General features: G+C 65.8%; 22 protein-coding genes. 3 read left to right on the top strand and 19 right to left on the bottom strand.

Features of this window, described 5'->3' with window-relative positions; translation table 11 throughout:
* Window positions 1-4: 4 nt before the first annotated feature.
* The 9 genes from FHU38_RS04280 to FHU38_RS04240 all read right to left on the bottom strand — a co-directional run bounded on the left by FHU38_RS04280 (window position 5) and on the right by FHU38_RS04240 (window position 6,315).
* Complete coding sequence (locus tag FHU38_RS04280) at window positions 5-457, bottom strand: hypothetical protein (RefSeq protein ID WP_167166698.1); 453 nt, start codon at window positions 455-457, stop codon at window positions 5-7.
* A 15-nt stretch (window positions 458-472) separates the two neighbouring features.
* Window positions 473-1,042: a hypothetical protein gene (locus FHU38_RS04275; RefSeq protein ID WP_167166696.1), complete on the bottom strand. Its 570-nt coding sequence runs from the start codon at window positions 1,040-1,042 to the stop codon at window positions 473-475.
* A complete protein-coding gene (locus FHU38_RS04270) occupies window positions 1,039-1,773 on the bottom strand; it encodes a hypothetical protein (RefSeq protein ID WP_167166693.1) in 735 nt (244 codons plus the stop codon). Before FHU38_RS04270 ends, FHU38_RS04275 begins: the two co-directional genes overlap by 4 nt.
* 50 nt (window positions 1,774-1,823) lie before the next feature.
* Window positions 1,824-2,057, bottom strand: coding sequence for a hypothetical protein (locus FHU38_RS04265; protein ID WP_167166691.1), 234 nt, complete (start codon window positions 2,055-2,057; stop codon window positions 1,824-1,826).
* 228 nt (window positions 2,058-2,285) lie between these two features.
* Window positions 2,286-3,269 (bottom strand): hypothetical protein, encoded by a 984-nt coding sequence (locus tag FHU38_RS04260; protein ID WP_167166689.1) that lies wholly within the window; start codon window positions 3,267-3,269, stop codon window positions 2,286-2,288.
* 36 nt (window positions 3,270-3,305) lie between these two features.
* Entirely contained in the window at window positions 3,306-3,824 is a 519-nt protein-coding gene (locus FHU38_RS04255; protein WP_167166687.1) for a hypothetical protein, read from the bottom strand.
* Between the two features lie 57 nt (window positions 3,825-3,881).
* Window positions 3,882-4,433, bottom strand: a complete 552-nt coding sequence (locus FHU38_RS04250) for a hypothetical protein (protein ID WP_167166685.1) — start codon at window positions 4,431-4,433, stop codon at window positions 3,882-3,884.
* Window positions 4,434-4,518: 85 nt separating this feature from the next.
* Window positions 4,519-5,529 (bottom strand): hypothetical protein, encoded by a 1,011-nt coding sequence (locus tag FHU38_RS04245; protein WP_167166683.1) that lies wholly within the window; start codon window positions 5,527-5,529, stop codon window positions 4,519-4,521.
* A gap of 399 nt (window positions 5,530-5,928) precedes the next feature.
* Window positions 5,929-6,315 (bottom strand): hypothetical protein, encoded by a 387-nt coding sequence (locus FHU38_RS04240; RefSeq protein WP_167166681.1) that lies wholly within the window; start codon window positions 6,313-6,315, stop codon window positions 5,929-5,931.
* A gap of 815 nt (window positions 6,316-7,130) precedes the next feature.
* Here FHU38_RS04240 and FHU38_RS04235 point away from each other — a divergent pair.
* On the top strand, window positions 7,131-7,952 hold the full coding sequence (locus tag FHU38_RS04235) for a hypothetical protein (protein ID WP_208415553.1): 822 nt from the start codon (window positions 7,131-7,133) through the stop codon (window positions 7,950-7,952).
* On the opposite strand, the gene FHU38_RS04230 is transcribed toward FHU38_RS04235, so the two are convergent.
* From FHU38_RS04230 to FHU38_RS26915, 5 genes are read right to left on the bottom strand one after another with little or no spacing between them, the layout of a single operon-like run.
* Window positions 7,932-9,155, bottom strand: coding sequence for a TIGR02679 domain-containing protein (locus FHU38_RS04230; RefSeq protein ID WP_167166677.1), 1,224 nt, complete (start codon window positions 9,153-9,155; stop codon window positions 7,932-7,934). The two genes, FHU38_RS04235 and FHU38_RS04230, sit on opposite strands and share 21 nt — an antisense overlap.
* Complete coding sequence (locus tag FHU38_RS04225; protein ID WP_167166675.1) at window positions 9,152-14,182, bottom strand: SbcC/MukB-like Walker B domain-containing protein; 5,031 nt, start codon at window positions 14,180-14,182, stop codon at window positions 9,152-9,154. The genes FHU38_RS04230 and FHU38_RS04225 overlap by 4 nt, the downstream gene beginning before the upstream one ends.
* Window positions 14,179-15,543, bottom strand: a complete 1,365-nt coding sequence (locus FHU38_RS04220) for a DUF2398 family protein (RefSeq protein ID WP_208415552.1) — start codon at window positions 15,541-15,543, stop codon at window positions 14,179-14,181. Before FHU38_RS04220 ends, FHU38_RS04225 begins: the two co-directional genes overlap by 4 nt.
* Window positions 15,540-16,637 (bottom strand): DUF2397 family protein, encoded by a 1,098-nt coding sequence (locus tag FHU38_RS04215; protein ID WP_208415551.1) that lies wholly within the window; start codon window positions 16,635-16,637, stop codon window positions 15,540-15,542. Before FHU38_RS04215 ends, FHU38_RS04220 begins: the two co-directional genes overlap by 4 nt.
* The gene (locus FHU38_RS26915; protein ID WP_208415550.1) at window positions 16,550-17,074 is read right to left on the bottom strand and encodes a DUF2397 family protein; all 525 of its coding nucleotides are present in this window, start codon (window positions 17,072-17,074) and stop codon (window positions 16,550-16,552) included. The genes FHU38_RS04215 and FHU38_RS26915 overlap by 88 nt, the downstream gene beginning before the upstream one ends.
* A gap of 389 nt (window positions 17,075-17,463) precedes the next feature.
* Between FHU38_RS26915 and FHU38_RS04210 the strand changes: the two genes are divergently transcribed.
* Complete coding sequence (locus FHU38_RS04210) at window positions 17,464-17,883, top strand: winged helix-turn-helix transcriptional regulator (protein WP_167166673.1); 420 nt, start codon at window positions 17,464-17,466, stop codon at window positions 17,881-17,883.
* An 8-nt stretch (window positions 17,884-17,891) separates the two neighbouring features.
* On the opposite strand, the gene FHU38_RS04205 is transcribed toward FHU38_RS04210, so the two are convergent.
* The 3 genes from FHU38_RS04205 to FHU38_RS04195 are packed head-to-tail and all read right to left on the bottom strand — an operon-like array spanning window position 17,892 to window position 21,519.
* Window positions 17,892-20,672: a hypothetical protein gene (locus FHU38_RS04205; protein ID WP_167166671.1), complete on the bottom strand. Its 2,781-nt coding sequence runs from the start codon at window positions 20,670-20,672 to the stop codon at window positions 17,892-17,894.
* Window positions 20,669-21,100 carry a pilus assembly protein TadG-related protein gene (locus tag FHU38_RS04200; RefSeq protein WP_167166669.1) on the bottom strand — a complete coding sequence of 144 codons (432 nt, stop codon included), beginning with the start codon at window positions 21,098-21,100 and terminating at the stop codon, window positions 20,669-20,671. The genes FHU38_RS04205 and FHU38_RS04200 overlap by 4 nt, the downstream gene beginning before the upstream one ends.
* On the bottom strand, window positions 21,097-21,519 hold the full coding sequence (locus FHU38_RS04195) for a TadE/TadG family type IV pilus assembly protein (RefSeq protein ID WP_243852195.1): 423 nt from the start codon (window positions 21,517-21,519) through the stop codon (window positions 21,097-21,099). The genes FHU38_RS04200 and FHU38_RS04195 overlap by 4 nt, the downstream gene beginning before the upstream one ends.
* A gap of 119 nt (window positions 21,520-21,638) precedes the next feature.
* Here FHU38_RS04195 and FHU38_RS04190 point away from each other — a divergent pair, with 119 nt between their 5' ends.
* Window positions 21,639-22,202 carry a GNAT family N-acetyltransferase gene (locus tag FHU38_RS04190; protein ID WP_167166665.1) on the top strand — a complete coding sequence of 188 codons (564 nt, stop codon included), beginning with the start codon at window positions 21,639-21,641 and terminating at the stop codon, window positions 22,200-22,202.
* A 77-nt stretch (window positions 22,203-22,279) separates the two neighbouring features.
* On the opposite strand, the gene FHU38_RS04185 is transcribed toward FHU38_RS04190, so the two are convergent.
* Window positions 22,280-22,699, bottom strand: a complete 420-nt coding sequence (locus FHU38_RS04185) for a TadE/TadG family type IV pilus assembly protein (protein ID WP_313886662.1) — start codon at window positions 22,697-22,699, stop codon at window positions 22,280-22,282.
* An 81-nt stretch (window positions 22,700-22,780) separates the two neighbouring features.
* The gene (locus tag FHU38_RS04180) at window positions 22,781-22,972 is read right to left on the bottom strand and encodes a hypothetical protein (RefSeq protein ID WP_167166661.1); all 192 of its coding nucleotides are present in this window, start codon (window positions 22,970-22,972) and stop codon (window positions 22,781-22,783) included.
* Between the last annotated feature and the right edge of the window lie 2 nt (window positions 22,973-22,974).

The raw sequence follows: 22,974 nt of genomic DNA, 5'->3' as shown, positions 1-22,974 counted from the left end.
TCCTTTAGGTCCGCAGGGATGGGCAGTCGTCGGCGTGTGCCGGGTCGTCGGTGAACTGATCGCTGGACAGCGATTGCTCGCCGGTGCCGTCCAAGACGCGGCCAAGATCGATCAGGGAGGTGATCACGGCCGTGGTGACCTGGTGGCCGCAGCGCCGACAGGGCCGGAGCAGGTGCAGCGTGCTGTCGTCACCGAGGTCCGGCGTGAAGCGGTAGACGTTGTCCCCGTCGTGCACGGTGATCACGAAGCCGGCGTATCCGCCGTAGCTGCGATTCGGGTCATCGATCACCACGACATCAGCCGGGTCGACACCGAGCAGGCACGCGGCGAGCCGGGTGAGTCGGCCGCGGTGGCGGTGGCGCCGTGTGGGTGTGCTCCGGGCAAGGTCGTCGCTGCTGACGCGGGCGCGTTGGACGGCACGGGCTGCGCGATCGGCAAGGCTGTTGCTGTGTTGCATGACTAACCTCCTCCATCAGGGTTGTCGTTGGGGTTGTGGAGAATCCGGATGTCCACAGTGGTCTGATCGGTCAATGCGCGAATCGTCAGGTGTGGCTGCCGTTGAGGGGGCTTCCTCGCGGTGCCGCCAGGCCAGCACGCGGGCGGGCACGGTGGCGGGATGGGTGATGCGGACCGCGCCGCCGCAGTGGCGCAGCACTGCAGGCCACGACTGCGTGCCTACCTCTGGTTCGTGCTGCGGCAGCCATCCGGTTCTCTGCTCGCCGTCTGCGACGCGGCGCCAGGACCGCCCGCGGGTGGTGTCGGTGGGTCGCGCGGGAGCGACGACTGTGCCCGGCGCGGGTTGTTCCGGCAAGATCCACGGTCCCCAGCTTTCGGGCGGTCCCGTGATGTGCTGCGGGCGCAGGTGCCACGTGTGGGGTGGTGCGAGGCCAGCGCGTATTCGTGCGTCGAGATCGCGGACGGCAGCGGCGAGCTCCGTGGCCAGCGCTCGCACGTGTCGCGCGGAGGTGTCGGCAGGAAGCTGGGTCAAGGTGGCCGCGATGCTCATCATGGTGCGGTAGGGGCGTTCGGTGGTGGTTTTCATCGGTCCACCTCCGTGCCCGGCTCGATGTCGACGTTGAGCGTGGCGACGAGGTGGGCGATCTCGTCCCATGGGTGACCAGCGTTTTCGGCTTCCTGTGCGGAGACGATCAGCGACCAGGCCCGCGCGGAGAGCTGCCAGCCCAGCGCCGTGAGCGCGTCGACCGCCCGAGCGTTGTCGGTGCGGCGTACCTGTTCGGGTGTAGTGCCCCAGAGGCGGAACGCCTGGCCCAACAGCGACGCGGGTTCACAGTCGACAGACAGGCTCGGTGGCGCGAAGGTCGGCGCCTCGGGCCACGTGCGTGTCTGCGGTCTGTAACGTCGCCCCAGGTGTTCGATCGTGGCGATGACCGTGAGGTCTCCGACCCTGCGGTCGGCTTCGGAGTCCTCGATCAGCAACGCGGATGCCATGCCGGACTGCACGCATCGACCCCACGCAACGCCGTCGTCTTGGCTTTCCTGGGTCACCGTCGCCAGAGTTTCGGCACGTGGTGTGAGTTCGTAGCCCAGCGCGGCGTAGGCGGTTGCGGCGGTCTCGCCGTTGTCCATCGCGAGGGATTCCTCATCGTGGCCGAGTCCGGCGAAGACGTGACCGTGTAAGCAGCTCGGCGCTCCGTCTGCGAAGTACAGGCACGCGCCCGTGCGCGTCGGTGACCGATACGTCGTGGCCTCTCTGCCGTTGACCACGGTCAACAGTCGGCCGAGCAACTCGGCGTAGCCCATGTTTCGAGACATGACGAACCTCCTAACGAAATTGCGGAAGAGGGTTGATGTGGTTATGGGAATCAGCAGGTGGAGATGAATTCATGTGCGCGAGCGCGGGCTCCGTGCTCGGTTCCGTCGCAGGACCAGCGTGTTTCGTCCATGACGACCGTGACCCACTCGCCGGTTTTCGCGGGTTTCACGCCGAACCGCAGTCGGGTGGCGCCGCGAATCCAGACGATTTCGTAAGTCGCGCCGTGGCGGTTGTTCCAGCGCCACCCGATGGCGGCGGAATTGTGGATTTCGGTGATGTTCATGGCTGCTCCTGTTCGTCGCTGCGACGAGGGCAGGCGAGCGACAAAGGGAGCCCGAGAGAAGAAAAGGGGCCGACGGACCCACCCCGAAGGGTGTTGGCACGGTCCGCCGGCCTACCGAAAGCCCTATCGAAAGGGCGCCATCCCCGAAGGGAGGCAGAGCCTAGGGTAGCTCACTGGTTCGGCAGGCGTCCCGGATCGCTCGCTGTGCAGTTGTCGGCAGAAGGCCCGTTAGGTCGTGGTCTCGGCGGTTGGTCGGTGCCGGGCGACGGCCGCCCACAGATGGGCACGGTGACCGTGGTCGGAGAGCTGGTCCGCGCTGCCGGGTGCTCCGGTGATCGCGATGCCGGTCATGCTTGGGTAGTCGGCGCCCATACCAGCGGCGACCGCCGTGGTCACGTCGGTGTCCAGGTCGGTTCCGGTGGCGTGCACGTGGACGTGCGGGGTGTAGTTGCGCGCAGCGGCCACCACGTCCCGCGTGGCCTGGTCGGTGACCAGCGGGGCGGGTACCGGAACGATGACCAGGTCGATCCCGTAGAGCACGGCCCAGGTATCCGGCCGATGGGGATCGAGATGGGCCACGATCACTGCGCGCCGCGTGGCCATGTCGCTCATGGCCTGCCGTAGCGCCTGGCGCGGGGGCGCCTGCTCGCAGTTGGCATACAGCGCGTGCAGTGTGCCCCGTCCCATGGCGGGCGGGTTCAGTTCGGTGGCCTGCAGCGCGTGATTCACGTCGACGCTGCTGGTCCGGGCGTGGATCAGACCGACATGACGCCCGGTGGCCACCCCAGCCAGAGCGAGGTTCGCGGCGGTCACCGCGCCGACTTCACCGTCGGTGGCTGGGTCGAGCACCGCGACGACCATCGGGAGGCTTGCCACCAGCATGGCAATTTGCTTTCGCAAGGCTCCGGCGCCGTCGGGCAGTGTGATCACGTGCGAGGCGCCGAGTGCGACTGCGTGCCGATAGAGGTCCGGTTCCGCGCGGTCCTCGGAGGCGGCAAGCATGGTTGCTGCGTCGCGGTGCGGCAGTGGGTGGGGGCGAGCTCGCAGGATCGGCGCGGCTTGCATGTCGATCAGCACCAGCGCGGCGGCGTCCCAGTCAGCGCGAGCAAGATGTTCGGGAGTCCGCGTGACCAGGGAGATGCCGTGCGTGTGGCAGGCGATCTCGCTACGCAGGGACGTGTGGTCGGTGATGAGAAGAACAAACTGATCCATTGTAGACACTCCAGTGCAGTCGAAACGGCGCGACGGTTAGGTTTCGGCGGGTTGCTTGCATCGTTGTTTTTCGTGTTCGGTGATCCATCGCTGGACGCCCATGGCGTCCCGGCGTCCGAACCGTTGGCCGGTGATCTCCATGGTTTTGTCGAAGTTCCTGACGTAGTAGGTCCGGATGCGGAGGATCGCGGCGATGCGAAACAGGTAGGCGGCGAAGTGGTCGACGTAGCCCTGCTCGCTGTTGGTGGCGTTCAGCCCCTTGTCGATCTTGCGGAGCATGCGGAGGATCGTCTGGGCGTGGTCGATGTCGCTGATCTTGTGGGGCGTGTACGAGTGGCCCCATCCCCACGCGTGCGGGTTGTCGCGGTCCAGGTAGGCATGCACCCGGAAATCGGCATACCTCGCGATCTCGGGATGGCGGTAGTCGGGCCACAACGGGTTGCGCAACCTGCTGTCGTCGCCGAGGTAGACCACGGACGCAACGATTTCCGTTGTGCCGTACGACGATTCGACCTGAAGCGCGAACGCCAGCTCAGGTTTTGTCGTGTTGCGCATGGAATCTCGCCTTTCTGCCTCGGATGCAGGGTGGAGAAACGCCCCGAGAGGAGGTGATCAGTCCCACGTCGTGACGGGGACCAGCCGGACAGAGAGGATCTTGGCCACGAAGTGGGCGGCGTCCTCGGGCGTGCTGAAGCGCGCATCGTGGTGACTGCGCTTGAGGTGTGCGTAGTCGCTGGTTTCGATGCGCCACCGTCCGCGCGGGGTGCGCGTCAGTGCGGCGACGACACCCGCGTGTGCGTCGAAGACAGTTACGGCATCGGCATCCTGTTCGGCGGTGGGCGAACCGTCGATGATCCAGCCGTCCTGGGAGTACCGGTACTGGACTTCGACGGTCCCGGCGTCGACGCGTTCGGCGTTCCACCCTGGGGCGTAGCGGGTCGACTCGTGCAGCGTTTGCGTCTCGTCGTCGACCTGGTAGGTGGTCACCAGCGTGCGTGTCATGTTCGCCACCTGGTTGCCGGCCACGTCGTGCGCCAGCCGCAGCGCGTGATCGGGACTGGCCGCGTCGACGTAGAACGTGGGCAGGTCGTGGCCGCTGGAGTAGTAGCCCTGATCGTCGGGTCGGTCGTCGATGCGTCGCGCGTGGACGTAATACAGAGCCATTGCTGCGCTCCTCTCGCCGAAAGCGTGGATGTTCTGGTCGGGATGGCCACGGGCAACCGCCGCGCGGTTGCCCGTGGCGGGGCGATCAGTCGACGTTGCCGCCGCGCGACCAGGCGCGGCTGTCTCCGCGTTCGTCGAGCGGGACGGTGTTTTTCACCAGCCGATGCCAGGTTTTGCGGTCGCCCATGGGTTGGCGCTTGTGCTCCGGTTGGCGCCCGTGCCCGGGTGGGGCGTGGCGCAAGATGCCTCGCGCGTAGGTGGTGCCGTCGTCGGTGACGGCCACCTCGGTGGCTGTGTGGCTCAGATGCAGGACGTGAACGCCACGCTGGCGCTTGTGGGCAAGCCGGCTCACCTGACGCGTCGTGAGAGTGGTCGGCACCGCGAACACGTCACCTTGGCGCGTGCAGGTCAACCCGTCGGTTTCCGCTCGCTTGACCTCCGGAGGTTTCAGCGCCTCGAACGCCTCACCCACCGACGCAGGCGCCGCACCGTGGGGAAGCTCGCACAGGAAGTAGTGCGGGCGGGTTTCCTGCTCATCGAACGCGGACAGGAAGTAGGCCGTCCGCGTGCGGTACTCGCCGGCCTCGCGCACCGTGTACGCGGCACGGAACAGGGAGGCGCCCAGCCAGTGCCGGTAGGTGTGCCACTCGTAGCGCCCATCAGGGAGCAGCCGCGCGGAGTAGTGGGCATGCTCGGGCACGCTGTCCCACTCGTGCGCGTAGTGGGTGACCGTCTCGAAACTCTCGTCCTGAATGTCAATCGGAGTGATCGTGTCGCGGTCAATGCGCGCCTCCCGCAAGCAGGAAAACGGCACGATCAGCACGGGCAGCACGGTCTTCCCGCACTCCTCCCGCACCAGGCGCTGATGTCCGCTGGTGCTCACCGAGTAGGTGTCGCCATTGAGCAGCCACCACGAGCGGTGACCGTGCTCATCCAGCATGATCCGCGCGAGCACGAAATGCGTGCCGTAGCTGCACAGGTCACGGTCATCGAACGGTGAGACCAGCACGTTTCCCGACCGTGCCCGCAACAGTTGCGCGTTCAGTTTGCCTGCCTCTTGTGCGAACCGTGCCGCAATGTCCCTGTGAGATGCCATGGTGCTGTCCTTTCCCCGAAACCTCCTAGCGGTCACGGAAACGGCACGCGACGCGTGCCGCACCGAAACGACTAGGACAGACCGGGAAGCGTCGAATGCTGCTGCCAGTATCGGAATGCCTCTCGAATGGCCATGCGGCTAGCGTTGCGTCGCGCGTATTCCAGCCACGCAAACGCCCAACCATCGGGAACCCGCTCAGGAGTACGCCCGACGAGCCGCATCGTGTCCAAATAGGACCACTCATAGGCACACGCGTTTGCGAACGAGATCGTTTCTTGCTCGGTTTCCGGCATGGCATAGGTGAACGGGTTAATAGACATGTCACGCTCGCTTTCTGATCGAGTGTCCGCGCTGATCTCGGCTGTCTCACCCCGTGGCAGGCGCCACGGGGTAGCCACATCACGCAGCAGCAGCGACAGGGATCGACGACATGGCGGAAAAGTCGAAAACAGCGATCTGGCCCGCGTCTTGAGCCAGGCGCACAGCGTCGGAAAGATCCGCAGTCACGACGGACACGTCCAGATACACGCGACCCGTGTTCGGGTCGTGCCAGCCACCCAGGACACGGCCCGGCAACGCAAGCGCATTTGCCGTGTCCGCGATGTAGGCGCGGAGATCATCACTCGTTACCGGACGGTCAAAGACACGCTCGTGCTCCGGGTGCACCGATACCGCGTAACCGGAACTGACGTCGGAACCGTCTTGCGGATTGACGGAGAAACCGCCATCGGGAACCGACAACGCGTCAGCCATCGCGGTAATTCGCGCAGCATCGACCACGCTCACAGAAGTCATGAGAACGCCTTTCGATATCGCTTTCGGTTGCGGGAGTATCGGGGTGCCAATCCCTGCCCGCGATATTCAATCTGTTCTCGGAATCTCGGGGGCTTCCCTGTGTTCCGATTGATTCCAGCCTAACGCCGGCGCAACCGTCGACACAACATCATCGGCAACCTTTTTCGCCAATTTTCAAGCCTGACCAACCGGATATACCAGCGAAAGAACAGGATGAAACACGGGCGATGACATCAAACACTGGAGAGTGCGCGACCGAAAATGAAAAGAGGGCAATCAACGAACGTTGCGAAAAATAGCAAACATGCCGAATCAACTCGCACAAGAAGTCACGGAATAACTGCCCAAATACATTCACCACCTAGCCACTCAATCCCTCATCGCCGCACCATCCCCCATCACTCACCCCCAGTCGTCAACAGGTTCCCGCGGGGTACCGAGGCTGGGAGGGCTGAGGAAGGGACAATGAAGACGCGACGTGCGACAATGCGGTCTCGTGGGGCTTCTCGTTTATGAGGAAGGCGATGGACTAAACGAACCGGCAGGAGTGCAAGAAGAGGAGTCGGTGGTGACGGGCATGTTTCGTGGTGGTACATAGAGCCGTTGGACACACGGCCCGGTACGTTTGTATCGAGAAGAGGCCAGTCGTCTGTCGTAGGTGGCCGGCCGGACGGCGAGCGGCCTCGTCATTGCCACTGACGACGGTATCCAACCCGGGTTGACAAATTTCCGGTCGTCTTTGCAGCGCCGAAGCTGAGCGGTTTGGTCGCGACTTTACCGGAAGAGGCCACCATTGATGAGTACGCATGGTCGACGCTGCCTTCGCGACCGCGGTCACTCCATGGAGCTATTCGGACGGCAGCCTGAGTCGGCTACGGCGAAGATCTTCTGCATCATCCTCAATCGGAAGGCATGCGGTGGGCAGAAGGTACGTCGTCCTGTCCGAGATTCGTGTACCGCACGAAGACGGGCGGGCGATTCAAGCGGTAACACGCTTTGTGTCTGATTCCGAGCCTGATGCGGTGGTGATTCTCGGTGGACTCATGGACGTGGAGGCGGCGCGGTTGGACGCCGACAGCACCGCGCACCTGGCACGTGGTGTCGTCGAGCCTCTGCGGAAGAGTTTCGACGGACGGTTGGTCGTTCTTGATCCGGAGCACAGCGCGATTGACCTGGGGGTACCGGATATCACGTGGTGTCCGGACTGGTACGACGTCGTGCCCGGATGGGTGATGAGCCACGGGCAGTCCGACTGTGTCCGTATCAGCAAGATCGCCGGGAACACGGCGCTCAACACTGCGAAACGCATAGGGCGTTCGATCATCCTGGGAAGGACTCGTCGTCTGGGCAAGGGAACCGAATCGCGCGGATACGAGGGAAGAATCGTCAGCACGCTGACGGGGGTAGAAGTCGGCCATCTCATGATCGGCAAGGCCGCTCGATGCATGGAAGAAGGCTCGCGGCACAGCTGTCAGCAAGGGTTCGCACTCGTCGAGGTGTCGGATCACGACGTTGCGGTCGAGCCGATCATCATCAAGCACGGTCAGTTCGTGGTGCGAGGAGCTATCTATGCTGCTCCACCAATTCGGCGTGGTTCTCGTACTCCTTCAGAGGCCGGGCTCAAGTAGCCGGCGCAGTACGACGTCATGTTCCTGGAACACGACGCGTCCACCACCCCCACGCAGTGCCTCGGCAAGCTCCGAGTCACATGTCTGTGATAGCGAGCCGAGGGGAACCGCGGAAGGCTCTGTGCCCGCGTCCTGCACGGTTGCCGCGTCCATGGCAACCAGGTGCGCACCGTAGGTGGTGGCCACATAGTTGGCGATCTGCAGGCCGTGCTCGTCGAGGTCACCCGCGTACTGAAGTTGGACCCCTTGGTCGCTGGCGAGTTGTAGAAGGGTGTGGTCGACGCCGCGCAATTGACCGCTGGTGCACGCCAGCGCCTGTCGACTCTTGCGGGTCATCGCAGCTTCGAGGACCGACGGATTTTCCACGACGGTCAGTACTTGGGGAGCCAAGCTCGGCGGATTCTGCGTCAGGTCGAGCAAAGTGAGCGCTACCGGGGCTGTGGCTTCCCGCAGTCGTCGGTCGATAGGGCCGTCTCCGGTCACGTGCACCTGATACAGCAGCACGGTGGCCCACAGCCGGTCGGCAAGGACACCAACCTCGGCGAGCAGACCACGCACCCGGTCTGGGCGGCTCGGTTCCAGCTGGTTCGTGAACTCGGCGACGGCGGCGACCAGTCGTGCTCCGGCAAGCGTGTCGAGGTCGAAGTAGTGCGGGTCGCCGGCGCAGTCGTGGGCCAGTTTTGGCAAGCTAACTGGCGGGTGGGCAGGGATCTTGGCCATTGCTTTGGCGAGCGCATCGATGAGACGACGTACCGCCTGTTCATCGTCACCGATGCCCGCAGTGCGCATCTTGGCACGGAGTCCTGGCAGCGGCGGCAGTTTGTCGGCGGCGTACGACCAGAGCTCTTGCCGCTGCGTCGACGCTTCCTGTCGCGCTGCCGCCCGGTTCACAACCGTTCGCCCCTTGGCGCGTTCCACGAGTGGCTGAAGGTCGGCGGCGGAGAGGCCAAGGACTTTGAGCAGTTCCCGCACCGGTACGGTCGCGCCGGTCTGGCTGACGGTGATGGCGGATCGGCCACGTCGGCGTCGCGTGGTTGTGTCCAGCCACGAACGCAGGGTGGCCACGCCTGCAGCGGACAGTTTTGGTGCTTCGACGGTCGCGATCGCCTCCGGATCTTGGCCAGAGCACAGGCGCTCGTAGATCGCTGTCCACAATGGTGCTAGTTCAGGGTCATCGGCAATCAGGGAGAGGTCGACACTCATCGCTCCTCCGCGGTCTGTTCGGACGCCAGCTCGAGGGTGAGTGGCTGGGGCTCGCCTTGCCCGTCCCAGAGCCACGGAACGCTCACGCGGTACCGCCCTGCTTTGACGACTTGGTGCACCATGACTCGCTGCGACTCTTTCTTGATCATCGGCGTCATGAATGGAGCGGTCGCGAGCACGTCGAACTCCCAGGCTCGGAGCAGGGCCAGCACTTGGCGCAGATTCGGCTCGTCGAATGCCGCGTCGATCTCGTCGATCGACAGCAACCGCGGACCCCTGTAGCCCTCCCCGGAGTACATCGACCATGCAGCGGCCAGAAGGGGAAGCATGGTCGCGAGTCGCCGTTCTCCGGTCGACAGGGATTCCAGCGGGTTGGAGCGGGAGGTGACTGTGCGGAACTTCTCCCCGCTGCCGTCGCCGAAGGAGGAATGGGTGACCGAGATGTGCCACTCGTGCCAGGCGCGGTAGTCGAAGGTGTGCGCGACGCGCTCGGCCCACGCTTCGCCGGCTGTCTCGTCCATCCGCTGGCGCAGCACCGAATACATTTGCTCGAACGTTTCGTCCGACGGTGGTTGGGAAATCAGTTCGACCATGCGCTGGGCGTCCTCATCCTCGCGAACCGTCCACTCGACCTGAACCCCGACGTTCGCCACACCTGTGCGTACCGCGTCGAGGGTGGCGCGGATCTGCCGGACCAGTTCCTGGGCTGCCTCGCGACGTACTTGGATGTCGCGGCGCAGTTGGGTGAACATGCTGGTCTTCAAGGTTCGTTTGACGTCGTCGCGGAGGTCTTCCTCCAGCTGTGCGGCCGTGGTGTGCAGGGCTTGGACCGCGAGGTGGAGGTCGTCGCCTCGGATGGCATCCGGTTCGGCGACGACGGCGCGACGCCACTCGGTGGCCTCGATGCTGTTGAGGGTGACCTGCTTACCGAAGCGGGCGAGCTTGGTACTGACGGTGCGGGCGCTGTTCTCCAGTGCGGTCAGCGCCCGGCTACGGGCCTGCGTGAGCATGCCGACCCGGTCGGCTCCTGCAGGTCGGTCTGCGAGAAGGTGCTTGGCCCATGCCAGTCCGGCGGTGAGGTTGGCTGGCCTGCCTGACGGCTCCGTCGCCACGTCTTCGGGCACGGTGGCCAAGCCTTCGTCAACGAGACGGCAAAGCTGACGCAGGCATTCTTCGCGTCGCTGCTCAGCGGCCTCGCGCTGTGGAGCGATCCCGTCAAGCGTGGACTGGGCGGCAGCCGCCTCGTTGCTGGCTGCCTGCTGTTGCGCAACCAGTTCCTCGGCTCGCTCGTTGGCCTTGCGCAACTCTTCGCCGATCGCTTGGCGGGTGCGGCGTAGCTGCTCGTATTCCGCGCCGTACAGGCGACGTCTCTCGGCCACGGCTGCGGCTTCGCGGGTGGCGGCCAGTCGGGTTTTCTCCGCCTCGTCTTTCGCCCTGGATGACCGGTTCGCCCAGCCTGTGGCTGCTTCCGCGTCGTGACTTGCCCGTCGAAGCAGATCGAGGGCTCGCTGCGCGGCGTGTCTCCAGCCTTCGATCTTGTGCGTTAGTTGGTTGAGTGTCTTTCCGTGCTCGTTCAACGTCTCTTGGTCGGTAGGCAACAGCGACCCGTCGGGCAGTTTGGCTGCCTGGTTCAGTTCGCGTAGCGCGTCCTTGACCGTGTTGCTGGCCTGTCGGTGCTTCTCGGTGGCTTCGATCAGCGCGCTGCGAGCCCGGTTAAGGTCATCCGCGGCACGATCTTCTGCCATATGCGCGGCGCGGATGGGGGCGAGGTCAGGGAACGCTGCCCGTTCGGCGTCGGCCTGCTCCTGCGCCGTGGCGGCCTGGGCGCGCGCTGCCTCGCTGCGTTGCGCGGTCTCCTTCCGCTGTGCTGCGGTTCGCTCGGCGTCCTCGGCCTTGCTCTTCAGGTCTTCTGCGATGCGCTCGGCGTGGCGGAGCTCTTGTTCAACGGTGTCTAGCCGTGCCTTGCGTGCCGCCGCGGCGGTCTCCAGGTCAGCGAGGGCTTGGTGTAGTGCCAGATCGGCTTGTCCGATGCGTTCGGTGGTTTCCCGCTCGACGGCTTCGAGGTCGCGCCACAGCGTGGTCACGTGCTCGCGTGCGCGGCGTATGGCCTCGTCTGTCGGGAATGTTTGTCGTTCGGCGTCCGCAGCACGTAGGTCGTCGCGGTAGTTGCTCACTTCCTGTTCAAATTGATGGAGCTGGTCTTGAGCTGCTTGCAGTTCTTGTTCGAGGGTCGCGACCCGCTGGAGGCGGGCTCGCTCGCGGGCCGTGCGGCCGATGAACGCAGCCTCGTAGCCCTCTGGGGCGGCGGCGGTGAGCACACCAGTGGTGAGCTGGCCGAGGGCGAGATCGCTGCCCGGTGCGTCGACGGGAATGGCACGGAGCAGTTGTGTGATGCGCGTGGCGTCGATGCCTGGGTCCTGCTCGACCCGAAGCATGTCGGCCAGGGTGCGTCCGGCGGCAGGTTCGGTACCGGTGATCGTGAGGTCGCCTGCGTAGACACTTCCGTCAGGAGTGACGAGTGCGTCGAGTAGGCCGGCGACGAGCAAGGCGCCTTCGAGGCGGTTGGCGTCGGCGGCTGACAGGTGCTCGGCGAAGTCGACCAGCGCCCACAGGGGCATGCCGTCCGAGGGCTGTCGGTTGCGCCAGGGTGGGGCGGTTGGTACTGGTGCGGCGTGGCGGGCTTCGACTAGCTTGGCTTCGATTGCGGCGACCGCGTCGGCGGCACGCTCAACCTGCTGCTCAGCAGCGCTAACTCGGCGTTCCAGGCGCGTGGTTGCGGCGCTATGCGCTCGCTCAGCGGCAAGCCGGATGGCCGCGGGGTCAATTCTGTCCAGCTCGGCCACGGCATTTTCGACCGCCGCGCTATCGATCTCGCCAAGGTGGGGCACGGGCACGGCGTCTGCCGCCAGGTGCGTGAGGGTGCTGCGCCACTGGCGTACTTGCCCGAGCCAGTGGTCGGCGGCCTGGGCGGCTGAGGCAACGCTATCGGTCAGGCGTTGTTTGGAATCAGCGAGGGTAGCCTGCGCGGTCGCAACAGATTCTTGGTATGTGGCGTGGGCTTGGGCGCGTTCATGCTCGGCGGCCTGCATCTCGGCGGCCGCCCGTTCCTGGACAACATCGAAGGCATTCGCAGCCTCGGATGCCTTCGTTTGCGCTTCGCCGTGCTCAGTTCGTGCCCGCTCGGCGGCATCCGCCGCGGTTGTGGCGAGAGCGGCGTCAGTGGCAGCGGCCTGTTGATGTCCCGGCAAGTCGATGCGCGCACGGACTGCGCTGGCCGATGATTCCAACCATGCGGCCAGTCGATCCGGCTCCAAGCGGTCACCGGCAGGAACGTTGTCGATGGGGGCCGTGAGCTCCTCCGGGACCAGGCCAAAATAGCGCGCACCGGATGCCCACGTGGCGATCTTTTCGACGAGCGCGGCTTCGATGTCTCGGCGTTGGGCGGTGGCGTCCTCGGCGAGGCCGCGCCGGTTGTCCTCTTCATCCTCGGCGCTGCGCACGGTTTCGACAGCTGAGTGTTCCGCCTGTTGAGCCAGTTCATGGCCGCGCAAGGCTTCGCCCACCTGTCCCACCTGTGTTATGCGGGCTTCGGTCCAGGCCAATGGCGTGGCGCACACTTGCCCGACCTCGACCATCGGCGTAGTTCCTGGCTCGGCTGACGCCAACTGCCGTGTGGCGGCGAACAGGTGCTCCAACGCGGCGTCGGCGCCGACGCTGGTCGAGGGTCCTCGCAGGTCATCGGACAATCGGATCAGATGCTGCTGGTTCTGGGTGGCGCTGTCGGCTGACTCGCTGGCTTGCTGGAGGGCGGTGTTGGCATCGCGTTCGGCTTGCTCGGCGCGCTCGTCTGCCTCATCGGCGGCCTTGGCCAGGTCAGCGGCCCGCTGCTCCATGTGCGGCAGCTCGGCTCCCGCGTGGTCGCGCAGGGCTGTGTCAGCGGCGTCTCGGCGGCCTTCGAGTTCGGAGATCTGGGTGCGGGTGGTCGCGTGCTGTTCTTTTGCTTCGGCTTGCTCGGCCTGGGCGGCCTGCAAACGCGCCGTCTCCTCGCGGGTGCGGTCGGCTTGGGCTTTGAACTCAGTGTTGGCCGCGGTCAGCTCGGCTGCCTCGACCTGTGTCACGGTGCCGACATAACGGCGATACAGCTTGTCGGTGCCCTCCAGGAGCTTGGTTTCCTCGCGATTGCGCTGTAACTGGGCCTCCAGCTCGGCGATGCGTTCCATCGCCTCGGCGATGACCGTGAGCCGTTCGGGGTCCAGCGCCGGCAAGGCGTCGGTCAGCACCTCGCGCATCTGCTTTGGGGAGATCGCCTCCGCCGTGCGCAGGTTGCGCAAACTGCGTAACACACCGACCAAGGCGTCAAACTGCACTTCATCCAGAGGGGAGAACAAGCGGGAGCGGATCGCCTGCCGGTAGCCACGCTCATCTTCGACGGCGCGCAGCTGTCCGAGCGACTTGGCGCGCAGTTTGGCGGAGGAGGTGAACAGTTCCCCGTCGCAGGTGGCCAACTGCTCGGCAAGGTCTTCGATGCGGACCGGGTCGCGCTCGCGCTGCAGCGTCAGTTCAGTGCCCACGCGTCCTGGAGCGATGAAAAACGCGCGATGCAGCGTCCCGCTGGTGGCTCTGAGCCACAGTCCGGTGGTCAGGTAGACGGTGTGTCCGGCCTGTTCGTCCCGGAGCCCGTACTCAAGCCACCAGGCGCCGGTGCGGTCCTCCTTGTCGTTCCAGTCGGTATGTCGGCTGGTCAGGGTGCCGGCGGCCTTGCCTGACACCGACAGGGCGGTCTGTGAGCTGTCGGCGTCGAGCAGCAGGGTGACCAGCATAGATGCCGTCAGCGACTTGCCGGAGCCGTTAGGTCCGGTCAAGGCGAGCCAGCCGTCGGCGAACAGCAGGTTCTCCTCACCCCACGCCCAGGAGTTGACTACTCCGGCGCGGGTGGGCTGCCAGCGTCCCGCCGCGCCCGGCAGACCGACGGTTTCGACGGCCGCAACTGCTGAGAGGTGCTGGGCGGGATGTTCGGTGACGCTCATCGCTCGGTCCTTGGCTGCTCGTCGGCGGGCTCGTGGTCGTTGGTGGGTTGGTCGGTGAGGGGCAACGCGGTCTGTACGGCGGTTGATCGCTCCGCTGGGCGTTCGGCTGAGGTGGATTCCGTGGATGCTTGGCGTACGCGGACCCGCCACAAGCGCACCCCGGGCGTCGGCAGCCACTGGTCGGGGTGCTCGGGGTCAATAGTGAGTAGCCCGGCGGCCACGAGCTCGGCGGCTGCGGCGCGTGCCAAAGCTGGTAGGCGCCGTTCGTAGGCTGCGGCCCAGCGAGGCAGGTCCTCGCGGATCTCCTCGAACTGGGCGATCACTTCGGTGATCAGTAGTGGGGCGGACAGGTCATCGCGACGAGCCAGTGCCTCCAGCAGCGCGAGGGCGGCCTGCCGCTCGCTCCGCCGCCCGTTCGGGAAGTCGATGCCCGTGCCGAGACCAGTGGGATCGGTGATCTCCCACCAATCCCGCCGCACGGTGGTGGCCAGTCCCAGCGAGGTCGCGACCGTGAGGCCACGCTCGCGGCCGGTGAGCGTGTGCAAATAGGGGGTACTCGCGGAGGCGTCGTCCAAGGGATCGGTCGCGGGGTCGTCGACGAGCCGCCGTATCGCCTTCAACCTCCGTGTTTCCAGGGTCGGGGCCGCTAGCTCCTCCTCCGTTGCTGTGGAGTGGTCGAGCAGAGACTCGGCCGACAAGGCAGCGGCGTGCAGGTCGGGCGACAGGTCGTCCAGAGCCAGCAGCGAGGGAGACAAGGACGAGAACTTGGCGGCGAGCCGGTCGCGGGAGGCTTTGACGACCAGGTCGCTTTCCTCGTCGGTCACAGCCCGGTCGAGGTCGGCGTCGACGACGATCGAGCCTTCGGCAACGAGGAGCTTGAGCGCGTCGACCAGGTGCTGACGATTCTGGTGCGCTTCCTTCTTCGCCATGCCGTCGGCAGCGACGATGCGAAAGTGGGGCAGCCGCCCCGAGGCAGCCTCGGCCGCGCATACCTGAGCGATGGCCTGCAGCAGCTCCCGAAGGCTCATCCGGGGACGACGCCATAACTGCTCGCATACCAGCGCGGCGAGCACGAGGACCTTCGCCGGAGCCAATGGCCCGTCCCGGCCCTCGCGTTGCAGCCGCGGCCCGCGGTCGGCCGGGACATCGGCGCGCCGCTTGTGCAGCCGGACCAGTTCGGCGACCTCAAGGACCTCTAACGTCCAGCCGAGCTCGGAACGGAAGAACTCGGCGAGGTCCTGGCGGCCCTTGACCGCAGTCCGATATCTCTCGGGATCTGTCTCCGCGCGAATGCGACCGGTTGCGATGAGGTGGCGAGCAGCTTCGCGTAGCTCGGGGTCGAGCATGTCTGCCCCGCTCATGCCACGCTCCAGGCCCGTTGCGCGGTGACGTTCTCGGTGGGAGTTACCTGTATCCGCAGATCAGGTCCGGTGAGGACGCCTTCCGCGAGGGCTACTGAGACAGTTCGGTCCGGATCGCCGGCGCGGACCCGCACAAGAACGCTCGCCCCATCAGCCTGGCCTTGTCCCCACCCTGTCGCCGGGTCCAACTGTCCGAGAGCGACTTCGATGGCCTGCAACAGGATCGCCGCAGCATCCAGGTCCAGACCTCCGAAGTGTTCCAGCCCTACCTCTCCCTTGGTGAGCAGCAGTGCGGTGAAGCGGCGGCGCCGCTCTGCTTCGGCCCTGGCTTCGGCCAGCGCGGCGGCACGGTCGGAACCCGTGTCGGGCACCTTGCGGGGGCGTCCGCTGGTCGGTCCCTGCCGCTCGTGCTCGCGCAAGGTCACCTCGACCAGGTGCCGGCTGACACCAGCGGCAGCGACGGTGCCGTGCGCTACGTCCTCCTCGTTCGGGCCGAGGACGGCGTGCCAGGCAGGCCAATCGCCAAACGCCGCAGCGTAGACGCAGCGGGCATCGGCGTCGGTGGCTTGGCTGTGCAGACTGTAGGCGAGTGTCCGGTAGTCGACGCCGAGATCCGAACCCCTTCGCCGCGCGGTGTAGCGGCGGTCGATGGCCACCAGCAGCGTGTAGACGGCGCCGGTGGCCGAGGCGATGAGGCGCTGAACGGTCCCGTCCGGCTGAAACCATGCCTCGAGGTCGGACAATCGGCGCACCCGTTCGTCCACCCAGTGCTGCTGGTCTCTGATGTCGATGAGGCCAGCGTGCGGAACGGCCGCTTCCACGATGTGTCGGTGGCCAACCGCTCGCAGGTCAGCCAGTGCTGCTTCGACACGGCGCAGCGCACGCCCATACTCGCGGGGGAACTGCCGCAGCGCCTCGATGACGCGGTCTCGGTTATCGCCGAACAGGTCGTCGTTCGTGACGTCGGACTGCACCATCTGCGCCAAGGCTGCGTAGAAGTCGGCGGTCACGCGCTGCAGCTCGTCGATACGGGTGCGGACGTCATCCATGTTGGCAGGCAGGAGTCCGTGGTCATGCTCGAAGTGATCAAGCATGTCCCGCACGGTGCGCTGACGCTGTCGAGCAACCTGCTGGGCAACTGCAGCGCGCGGCGGGCGTCGACAACCGCCATGCGCACCGCGGCGACGATGCCGCGGCCCTTCCGAGTCAGTGCCCATGACTCCTGGCGCACGATCATTCCCTGGTAGTCGCGCACTGGGGCGGCGTAGTCGCGGAACGGCTCGGCAAAGCCCCACTTCGCCAACTGGTCGAGAGCATTGCGCAGGTCCAGGTCGGTAAGCGGATCGTGATATCCGACGGCCCGCACCTGCGCCGCGATCTCCTCCGGGGTGGACATCGGGCCGCGGGTAGAGAGCTCTTCAAGCGCAGCCAGGAGTGCGGTGTACCGCTCCCGCACCAGATCCTCGGGAAGCGCGAACGCAGTCCAGTCGCTGGGGACAACGTCTTGCCACCACAACCGCGGCTGGCTCATAGGCTCGCTCCATCGCTCATGTGACGCCCTGCACTCGTACAAACGCTCGGCTCTCGCGCAGCGCAACAGCAGTGTGGCAGGCAGGTACGACAAAAATCGACGAAGCAGCTTCCTGACCAGGGCCGATAGATCAACTCGGTGAAGCACTCGACTTCTGTCGATACCCACATGGCCGATCACGCTCGTCACATTCAGTGATCAAGCTGCTCTGTTCGAGTGGTCTTGTCCACACTCTTGGCCTCTCGACAAGTTCTCCCGCAGCCTGGTTAGTGGCGTTCCGATAACGGTGGAGGTCGGTGGGGTTGCTGCCTCCACCGCCTGGGTACGCGATCACAGCGGGACTACCTGGCCCTGAACATGCCGGGAGTCGTGGAGGGGAAGGATGCGTGATGGCTGTCGACGCCGAGGAGGTGTTGAGTTGGTTCGACCTGGTGCGGTGGCATCAGGGTAAGTGGGTGCCCGACATCATCATTGTCTTATCCGAGGGGCCCATGCGTTCCAACGATCTGTTCAACGAGGTCCGCGAGCGGAACATAGAGCACCGCTGGTCCACCGGGGACGCTCCGGTGTCCAAGCAGAGCTTCATGCGGACCTTGCATGCGATGGAGCGGGACGAGCTGGTGTTGCGCTGTGAAGACAACTCCCGGAACCCGAGAGCCGTGTACTACGAGCTGTCTCCGGTGGTCCAGGAGTTCTTGGCAGGTCACACCCGCGCCGCGGTCGAGTGGGTCGCGACGCATCGCGAGTTGATCGACCGGGTCCGTCAGCGTCGGCAGGAGCCCGGCCAGGAGGACGAAGCGTCAGCCTGATCGTTTGATCAACTGGCAGCCGCGCGGCGATGTTCTCGGGCTTGCAATGCACGAGCGAGCGTGAGGGTGCTGGGGTCAGGGCGGTCGCCGATGTTGGCCAACGCCGTGGTGAGTAGGTGCAGTGTGCGGCTGATGGCGTCGGTGAGCCCGAGTTCCGCCTGCGCTCGCATGATGTCGCGGTAGATGTCCTCGTTTCCGGGGTTGAGCAGGCGGGCGTGTTCCAGCAGTTGCAGCTGACGTTGGGGGTCGCTGCTGCGGTAGTAGGCGGCCATGCCTGCGAGGGCGTCGATCGCGGTGCGGTGTGCTGCTTCGCGGGGTCCATCGAGCCACAGGGCTGACATGCCTTCTGCGACCTCGCCGGTATAGATCGCGGCGATTCGGGACCAGGCGTCGAGGCGTTGATCGTCGGTGGTGGCGGTTCGCCGGTCGTGCTCGGCGTCATAGAGGTGCCAGTAGTCCACTTCGACGAGGTCTGGGTTGAGTGCAACGTGATCGGCGTGCTGGTCGATGAGGTCGCCGGCCTGCTCGTCGGTGGCCTGGGTGAGGATCTTGCGGACTTGCGAGAGAGTCGCGTAGAAGGCGTTGTACGGGCGTTGCCCTGTGGCGTCCGGCCACAGGGCCGACCGTACGGTCTCGCGGGTTGTGCCTTCTGGGTACAGAGCGAGAAAGGCCAGGAGCGCCTTGTGTTTGGGAGCGAACCGCTCAGTCAGATCCTGCTGCCCGCTCGAGGAATTCCACAGAAGTGCCAACGGTCCGAAGGTCGTCAAGCTGAACGGTCGTTGGGCGTGACAATCGTCGTCGGCTGGCTCTGCGTCGGTCTCCGCTTCGTCATCCGGGGGAGAATCTGGCGAGGGTTGCATGGTCGAGGATTGGACGTTGATCAGTTGGTCTTCGGCTGGCGGGGGCGTGGCCTCGTCCTGCTCAGGAAGCGTCTCGTTGCCGTCTGCTTCGACGAGCTTGTTGTGGTCGGTCTCGTCGATGACGTCGCCGATCTCGGCATGTCCGCGGACGAGCGGGGGTTGTGTTACCCCCTCTCCGGCGGCCTCGTCTGGTGCCTGGGCCGGTGGCGGGTCGGTGACCGTCGTTGGTGTGGCAGCTGCGAACAGCTCGATGAGATCGCGTGTGTCTGTGGCGCCGACGTGGAAAAGCCGAGCTCCGCGGAGCTGTTGATCGAGCTCGGGGCTGGCGGCAGTGACGATGCCGTCCGCCCGCACGCGCACGGTGCCGCCGGCAGGCCAGTGACCGAGCAGGATGCCGACGATTCCGCAGTCTCCGCCGTTGTCGAGCAGGGATTGCAGGCGCGCGTGCGGGCCGCGGATGCTGGCCACCAACACCGTCGCCGTGACGTTCTCGGTGTCGGCAGGGTGCAAACGACTTCCGAGTTCCTCGATCGCGGCGTCGAGATCGGGGGTGATCCGCAGACGTGACGAGGCTGGTGGTTCGGCGCCGAGGAGACCCACGGCATCGGGTTCGGGCACGACGACGGTGGCGGTCGTGGTGCCGAGCAGGTGTACGAGCAGCGCGCGGGCGGTCGCTTCGGCTCCGGCCCCCGTGATACCCAAACCGTGCAAGGCGGCGAGATCGACCGCTTGGGCGCGTTCGTCGCGGGTGCCGATCTCCACAGCGTGCTCAGCGAGCGGACTGGGCTCCGTCGCTGGTGAGTCGACCTGGTCCGGCTCGGCGTCGGTGAGCACGATCGGGTCGTCGGAGTCGTCCGTCTCCTCGTCGAGGCCGAGCTGCTGTTCGTCGTAGGTGATGCGCAGGGCGCGCACGGCCGGGGCAGGCGGCGGTGGTTGCTCCCGGTCGCCGCTGCCGGGTTGGTAGGCACGCATTCGACGACGACGGCGGACGATCATGGCGGCTGCGACTGCGCTGGCTAGGCCGGCTGCGACGAATCCGCCGGTGACCAGCACGATCCCGGTGGTCGATGTCGTTGACACGGGGTTGTTCTGGGGAACTGGCGCGGGATGGTGCTCGGGCTCGGGCGCTGGGCTCGGGTGATCCGATGGTGGTTGAGGCGGCGGAGGAGGTTGCGGAGCGGGCGGTGGCGCAGGTGGGGTTGATACCTCCGGCGGCTCGGGAAGAACCAGAACCCAGCCGGGGTAAACGAGGTTTGGGTCATGGAGAGCTCGACCGTCAGCTTGGACGCGGTCCTGGTTGGCGTGGAACAGCTCGGGCCAGCGTGCGCCGTCGCCGAGTTCTCGTTCCGCGATGCGCCACAGGCTGTCATGCACGCCGGCTCGGGGCGGCTGGACGATCGCGGTGCCGGGCTTAGCTTCGGTGTTTGCCGCGTGACTCGACGCAGGTGGGGCGAACGCAATCTGCTCTATCGTCGAGTGTTCGACGGTCCGGGTGGACACGGGCGCAGGCGATGCGATCACGTCGGTCGTCAGCGATGTCGCCGGCGGTGCGGTGCTTCGTTGCCCGACGAGGCCGAGTAGCACCGCGGCCACCAGGACACCGGCCACCGCGTGGATCGGCCCGGTCGGTGGTGGCCGGACGCCGCGCAGGGCGTCGGGCACGCAACGCGCGACGTCCAGGGCGAACACGAGCCAGGTCGGCCAGGCGATGCAGGCAAGGATGTCGAGCAGCAGCGTGACCGACAACGGGTTGAGCAGAAGCGCTTCGACCTCGTCGCGGCTGGGGATGTGATCGGGCAGGGGCCAGCCGATGTAGTGCCATAATCCCCAGGGCACGCCGATGAGCAACGCGGCGAGCGCGGCCAGGGCGAGCAGCGCGCCGAGCAGGTGAGCCACACGGCGCAGAATGCGAAGGACGATGCTCATCATGGCCCTCCGAAGTCACCTTGGTCTGGTTGGGCATGGCCGTCGCCGGAAACGGTGATGTCGGTGATGCCGATCAGCCCAAGCAATTGGGTCGGCTGGTGGGCGGTCACGCTGACGTTCACGGTGTTTCCGGCGACGGTGACGGTCCCGCTCGCGCCGACGGAGTTGAGGTAGCGCTGCGCGGCAGAGATCGCGGCTGTTGGTTGGAGCCGGGCCGCGCCACCGCTGCGGTAAGCGGCGAGGTCGAGCTCCTGCGCCCCGGCACGGGCGGCTTCCTCGGCCTGTCCGATCGCTCGGGTCTTCGCCGACAGGGCCAGGCCGCCGTCCAAGACGAGCCCGGCGAACAGCAGGCAGGCCGTGGTGATCAGGACGACGAACGCGGTCACCCGTCCGTTCTCGTCGTCTGCGAGCTGGCGCCAGCCTCGGTTCATGGGACCGCTCCAGGAGAGGTGCCGCGCCACCGGTCCACCACGGAGGACGCGGTGCCTTCAGCCGTGGTGGTGCCCGGTATCCCAAGCATTGCCAAATCGGACAGTCCAATGTGGCATGTGAGAGTCACGGTGACGGTGCTGCCAGGTTGCAGATTGCCGAGTTGGGCATCGACAGTAAGGCTTTGGCAAGTGATCCCGGCTTGCGCCAATGCGGCCTCCGCGATGGAACGTGCGTCGGTGTTCGCTTGGCTGCCGCTCCGCGCGAGGGTGGCGGCGCGGACGGCTTGGTGGGCGGCGTCGTCGACCCGCAGGCGCGCGTCGGCCAGTCGCCCGCAGAACACCACGAACAGCATCAGCAGGATCAACGCGGGGACCAACAGGGTAAGCTCGGTGGCCGCCGAGCCACGCTCGTCCCGCAACAGGCAGCGTAGTCGTCTCATCCTGTTGCCCCTGGCGTTTGAACCATGGCACGTTCGCTGACCCGCCACGCCGAAAAACCGTTTCGTCGTCCGAGGACCGCACTGCTTGAATCCGGGGCATGACGTCGATCTGGGATGGGACCAAAGTTCGGCTGCGCGGGATCGAACCCGAAGATTGGCAAGCCTTCATGCGATTCGATCAGTTCTCGGCGGATATGCGCAGTGTCGATCTCATCCATCCGCCGCGTTCGGCTGCCGGCTACCGCCGGTGGGCTACTGACCGCGCCACGCAGCCGGCATCGGATGATGAGTTCCAGCTCGCCATCGAGTCGCTGTCCGAGCAGATCGTTGTCGGTGCGCTGTCCACGACGAACATCGACCAGCGTGCTGGCCGATTCAGCTACGGCATCGGCATTGGCCGCGACTATCAACGCCGGGGATTTGCGAGTGACGCGATTGTTGTGCTCTTGCGGTACATGTTCGGCGAACGGCGCTTTCACAAGTGCGGTGTCGGCATCTACGCATTCAACGAGGCATCGATCAATCTTCATGAGAAACTCGGCTTCCAGGTCGAAGGGCGGTTGCGCGATCACGAGTACTTCGCGGGGCGCCACCACGACGTGGTCATAATGGGAGTGACCATCGCCGAGTTCACGGAGCGCTACCCCCTCCCAGACGTGTAGTCGCCATCCCCGCAGCGAGCTCGTCACCGGCTGCGGCTTCCGAACCAAGCCATCCCTCATCGAATGCACGCCGACGGCTAGTGCCATCCCTTGCCTCCGGTGGTGGGGTTGCCATCCGCGGGCGCTTCAGGATTCGCGAACCCAAGTGCTGGCGGGACGAACCGCTCGCTCGGCCCGACTGCGCGTGCTTTGACCGGCAGATGAAGGAACGGAACGACGCTCGCTGCCTCGCCACCGATATCTACAGTGGACTCTTGTGGCCCTCGATTCACCGTCGCCCGGGGATTGCGTAGTGGTCCACTGCCAAGCTGCGCCAGGACATCGTCTGCTTCGGCCTGGCCGTCCGCACTGCTGCCTCCCTGCACCCGTGCGGCGGACAGTGCTTGAGAGGCAGCGGCTTGAGCAATGTGCGTCGCGTGTGCCCAGATCGCAAATTGCGCGATTAGCAGGATGAGCAGCAGCAGGGCGGGGATCGCGAGGACGAGTTCAGCTGACACCGCCCCGCGCTCGTCTTTGGTCAGTCTCCGCCAACGCGCGTGTCCTCGTCGTCGGTCGATCCGAGCAGACATGGTGACGTCTCACATCTTGTCGTTGATCTCTCCGGCCTTTCGAGTCACCGCGGCCACGATGATCGCGATCACGGCGATCGCAGCGGCGACCAGGAGCGCGGTCACCAGTACGGCTTCGGTGGAGTAGCCGCGCTCGTCCGAGCGAAGTTCGTCAAGCCGGGCACGGCAAAGGCCGATGATGGCGATGAAATAGGTCAGCATCA

It is taken from the genome of Saccharomonospora amisosensis (assembly GCF_011761185.1).
Taxonomy (GTDB): Bacteria; Actinomycetota; Actinomycetes; order Mycobacteriales; family Pseudonocardiaceae; genus Saccharomonospora_A; species Saccharomonospora_A amisosensis.
Note: the sequence above shows the minus strand (reverse complement) of the source record. Positions and strands in the feature narration are given on the sequence as shown.